Genomic DNA, 4,363 nt, shown 5'->3' on the forward strand with positions numbered 1-4,363 from the left:
CATAAAGTTACTCCAAAAATGACCGCAAAAATTGCTTTTGCGGGTCAAATGGCCCCCTCATTCGAAGCAGCAGAGCAAGGTTTTGAATATTTGATGGGGTTTCAAAACATGTCAGTCAGTGAATCATCGGAATAATTCAAAAAGATGATGACGGTCCCAAAGTGCAATACCCCGGTCTTTAGCAAAATTTATTGCATCAATCGAAAAGCCGCTCGGACAAACTACAACGCCTCTTGTGTTAGTAGCATCTTTCGGCATCGCTCCATTTAAGGCTCTAATTACGTCAACAGCTACGGGAGTTAGATGATTTTTACATTGAATGTAAAGGGTTGTTTCTACACCAATATCGTCATTCCGCCGGGCTATGAGGTCAATCCCCCCATCGCGCGTCAAAGGCGTGGTTTCCACTTTCCATTTCTTTTGTTCCAAGAGCTTTTTCACATGTTCCTCAAATTCCACGCCACTCATTTCTGCATAGGTTCCTTTGAATGCCGATTTCCGTTTTGATAATTTCAAGCGTTCCGGAGGGATTAATCCAAACAAGCCGAAAAGTTCTTCGCTTGACAGTTTTGACTTTAAATCGATTGAAACACTGTCAACCAATTCATCGAAAAGCAATTGCTTTTCCTTTAAAATTTTCTCAATCCGTTCCTCAATCGTATCTTCGATAACATATTTATAAACATTAACTGGAAAAGTTTGGCCGAGACGATGGGCTCTGTCCTCAGCCTGATGTTCAACGGCAGGATTCCACCAGCGGTCAAAATGAAAAACATATGAAGCATCCTGTAAATTTAGCCCTTGTCCGCCGGCGCGGAGGGAAAGAATGAGAATCTTATGATCTCGATTCTCTTTGAATGTTTTAATGATCATGTCTCGACGCAATTGTGAAAGATCGCCGGTATACAGCAGAGGATTAAAGTCTTTAAGGTTTGATGCTATGGCATTTGCTCCATATGTTGAATCCGTGAATTGGGAAAAGATTAGGGCCCGATATCCCTCAGACACGAGAGTAATCAATTTTTCCAGGACATCATCAAATTTAACTGAGCTTCCCGTAGATGGACAAAAATTGCATATCTGCTTCAATTTCATAATAAGTTCGAGAATGTTTTCTATTCTAACAGACTCACCACTTTCCTTTAGCTGGACGATACCTTCTTTTTCAGCACGCTCATAGTATTCACGCTGCGGCCTATTCATTGTTAGAGATATCTGGTTGACCATTTTGGGTGGAAGCTGGGGGAGCACATCTTGTTTCTTCCGGCGAAGCTGTAAACTTTTATGTTTTTCCTGGAGTTCAAAACCAGGTTTGAGCCTCGGCGGTGTTTCACCTTCTTTAAGGGTCGTTACGAATTCGAGAATAGAAGCGAGATCATCTTCCCGGTTTTCAAGTGGTGTGCCCGTAAGTGCCCAAGCCCGCTGTCGATGAAGAAGTTTACATTTACGACTGATCTCCACGTCACGATTTTTAATTTTCTGAGCTTCATCAAGAATAACAACATCCCATACACGGCGACGGGGAGGTGATTGAGCATTGTCGGTACAATCAGACCGTAAGGTTTCATAACTCGTAAGGTAAATATGGGCAGATGTAACCCATTGCCATGTTCGTTCTGCCGTTGTACCACGAATGGTGGAGGTACGTAATTCTGGAGCCCAATAGTGGATTTCTTTTCGCCACTGACCGACAAGGCTTGCTGGAACAATCAGTAGACAAGACTCGATGCGGCGTTGAAGAAAAAGGATTCGCAGGGCACCTAGCGCCTGAATTGTCTTCCCGAGTCCCATATCATCTGCAAGCAACAAGGCATCTCTTGAAAGCAGGGTTTTTATTCCTTCTATCTGATAATCGAACAAGGTTCCTGGCCATTCCAACGGACCGCTTCTTGATAGTAAAACTTCAGTTGGTGGTTGGAGCAAATAAGCTAACCGTTTGGAAAGAGGGATTTCTGGTTCAGCCTTATTATTATCCATATCTTGAGAAGTTTGCAGAGCCAGATCTGATCGTGTCGGCTTTGACAATTTTGCCCCGGGCATACTCTCTTTCAACAGGATACCGGCGAGTCCAACACTACCGCGGACACAACCACCAGATTGTGTCTGACCGGAAATGAGATTAATTGGTATAGTTAAGGTATGTGGGACCATTAATGAAATGGGTGACGACAAAGAATTGTCATCCGATGTTGATAAATCCTGAGGAACAGATAGGATTACCGATGGTACAGACAGCCCCTGGGGAATATACTCGCTAAGCTTAACAGGCCGCCTAAAAAAACCAAACCAGCGCGCTCTTGGAACATTGCCAATATGATGCTCTTTCCACCAGATCACATCCGTGGTCATCATCTATTTCCCTTTCTCCGGATACAACTCACGGAGTCCAATTAATGTCCGCTCAAAGGGCTCTGTGAGCAAGCCCCGTCCTAACAATTCATGTAAAAGCTTCAATTCGATCGAGTCTTCAGGAGGTTTTCCCGGATACCAAAAAAGATTCAGGGGTTCTTCCGCTTCGATCCTGTCTTGTATTTCGGTTGCCGAATAAGGAAAGGCCTTAATTGCCGGCGCAATCCGGCAGACTGGAATCGACAATTGTATATCCTGACAGAAAAGTTCGCCGCCGACTTCTTCAGCGCGACAAAGCATCAGGCGCGGTATTTTGGGACATAAGGAGAGGAGCGATGTGGTTATTTTTTTTATCGCATGGCGCCTTATATCCGCTTGTCGCCAAAGAAAGGTGTGTGGAGTCTCTATGCGGTTATACGTAAATTCTATCGGTTCACCGCGTGCATTGATCAGAAAAAGTGCAGCCAGATAGCCAGATCCTTCCTTTGCAGGTTGAATCGTTAGATATCCTGCTATGCCATAATCGTTTAATTCATCAGCATCACGATAAGGAATCGGCATTTCAAGTGACCTCCCGAATGTCTAGACATGGTTAAGATTGTCGCTATCCGATCCTCCCTCTGTTTCAACCTCTAAATTCTTATCCTCGGTATAGTTTGGTTCAAGTCCCCCAACTTCTATTTTCGGAATATAGCCGGAATCAAGCCGTTTGAGGTCCCATTCCGTAATCCATCCTTTTACATACTGCCGCATCCGGGCACTGCTCATATTCTCAATGGATTGCACTGATGGCGGATCCCAATCGTATGCCCCGGCATGTATGGATTTTACTTTTTCATAAGTTTGAGCCAACACATCTTTGTCCGGCGTTTTTAAAAGTTTAATTTCGTTTTGAATGACCCTCATTCCTCTTTCGGCCTGGCTGGCCAAGAGAAGATCACTTTCCGTTCCTTTTGCCCTTAATCTGTTAGGTACTTTTTCAAAGTCATCTTTTCCTTCCAGGATAATACTCTGAAAAGCTTGTATGATTGCAAAGACTGATGTTAATCCCGCAACATTTGAAGCTTCCAGTTTTCCCATCCATCGTGCCAATTCTGCATAGGACTTCGCCCTCTGCAAGAGTGAGTATCGGCCAATCAATTCCACTTCATCAATCAACAGGACCCATCCGGAATAACCTGCCTCAAGAATGAGACGAGCAGCAAATTTAAATCTTTGTAAAGCAAGTTCTTTCGCCGTAATTTTGTCAATCTTATAGGTGACTGGCTCCCGACACGCTTTAAGATATTTTTTTATTTCTCCGGAATCTATTTTATCACCAGACCAAAACCGGATAATGCGGTTGCTGAGTTCAGGGTCGTTTGACATGCGTTCATATAAAAAAAGAGTGGCGGCAAATCTCGCATTAAGACCGGCCTCCTGATGTGTCCATTGGCGAAAATCCTCATAGTCTTGGTTATTAAATTTCAGCGCAGTGGCAATTTCGGTCATAGCACTACCCCGTTTACCTGGTACAATCGCAGCTTCAGCCGCAGCCCGATACAGTTTTGCAGGGTCAAAAAGAGGTGTCTCTTTGCTAATAACAATCTTGCTGCATACAAAATTCTGTTCGAGAGCGAGATGCATCAGATATTCGAGGAGATGTGATTTCCCGGTGCCAAAATCACCTGCCACCATTATTCCTTCGTTTCTATCACCACTGGTAAGCGCATGTTTTGTGCTTTCAAGTTGCCGTCGAAATTTATCTTCTATCTCCGGCTGATTAGATCCCAACACCGTGACGGCGTCACGATTTGGCACACCATTACGCAGTGCTTCAATAGCACGCTGATTTCTCACTTGTTCATCAATATTCATTAGTGCACCTCCCTTTTAAAACTCGTGGTCGCGGGGCTGGAAGCCCCGAAACTACGGTATTTTTTGTTCGAGTACATGTACTCGAACAGCTTACTTTGTGTTGTATAGCAGTCCCCTGAGAACTTCAAGCTCGTGCTTAAGCTTTCGATTTTCTTCC

Annotated in this window: 3 protein-coding genes; all 3 read right to left on the reverse strand. The window is 44.1% G+C overall.

The features are described from left to right. Positions 1 to 123 precede the first annotated feature (123 nt). The 3 genes from Q7J27_11225 to Q7J27_11235 are packed head-to-tail and all read right to left on the reverse strand — an operon-like array spanning position 124 to position 4,206. Complete coding sequence (locus tag Q7J27_11225) at positions 124 to 2,352, reverse strand: SNF2-related protein (protein ID MDO9529714.1); 2,229 nt, start codon at positions 2,350 to 2,352, stop codon at positions 124 to 126. Then, on the reverse strand, positions 2,353 to 2,910 hold the full coding sequence (locus Q7J27_11230; protein ID MDO9529715.1) for a hypothetical protein: 558 nt from the start codon (positions 2,908 to 2,910) through the stop codon (positions 2,353 to 2,355). It lies immediately after the preceding gene. Between the two features lie 21 nt (positions 2,911 to 2,931). Next, positions 2,932 to 4,206, reverse strand: a complete 1,275-nt coding sequence (locus Q7J27_11235; GenBank protein ID MDO9529716.1) for a DUF2791 family P-loop domain-containing protein — start codon at positions 4,204 to 4,206, stop codon at positions 2,932 to 2,934. Between the last annotated feature and the right edge of the window lie 157 nt (positions 4,207 to 4,363).

This window comes from Syntrophales bacterium, from assembly GCA_030655775.1.
Taxonomy (GTDB): Bacteria; Desulfobacterota; Syntrophia; order Syntrophales; family JADFWA01; genus JAUSPI01.

Excerpts from the sequence above, each read along its gene's own strand:
- Q7J27_11225 (MDO9529714.1), bottom strand. The coding sequence starts at position 2,352 with ATGATGACCACGGATGTGATCTGGTGGAAAGAGCATCATATTGGCAAT.
- Q7J27_11230 (MDO9529715.1), bottom strand. The coding sequence starts at position 2,910 with ATGCCGATTCCTTATCGTGATGCTGATGAATTAAACGATTATGGCATA.
- Q7J27_11235 (MDO9529716.1), bottom strand. The coding sequence starts at position 4,206 with ATGAATATTGATGAACAAGTGAGAAATCAGCGTGCTATTGAAGCACTG.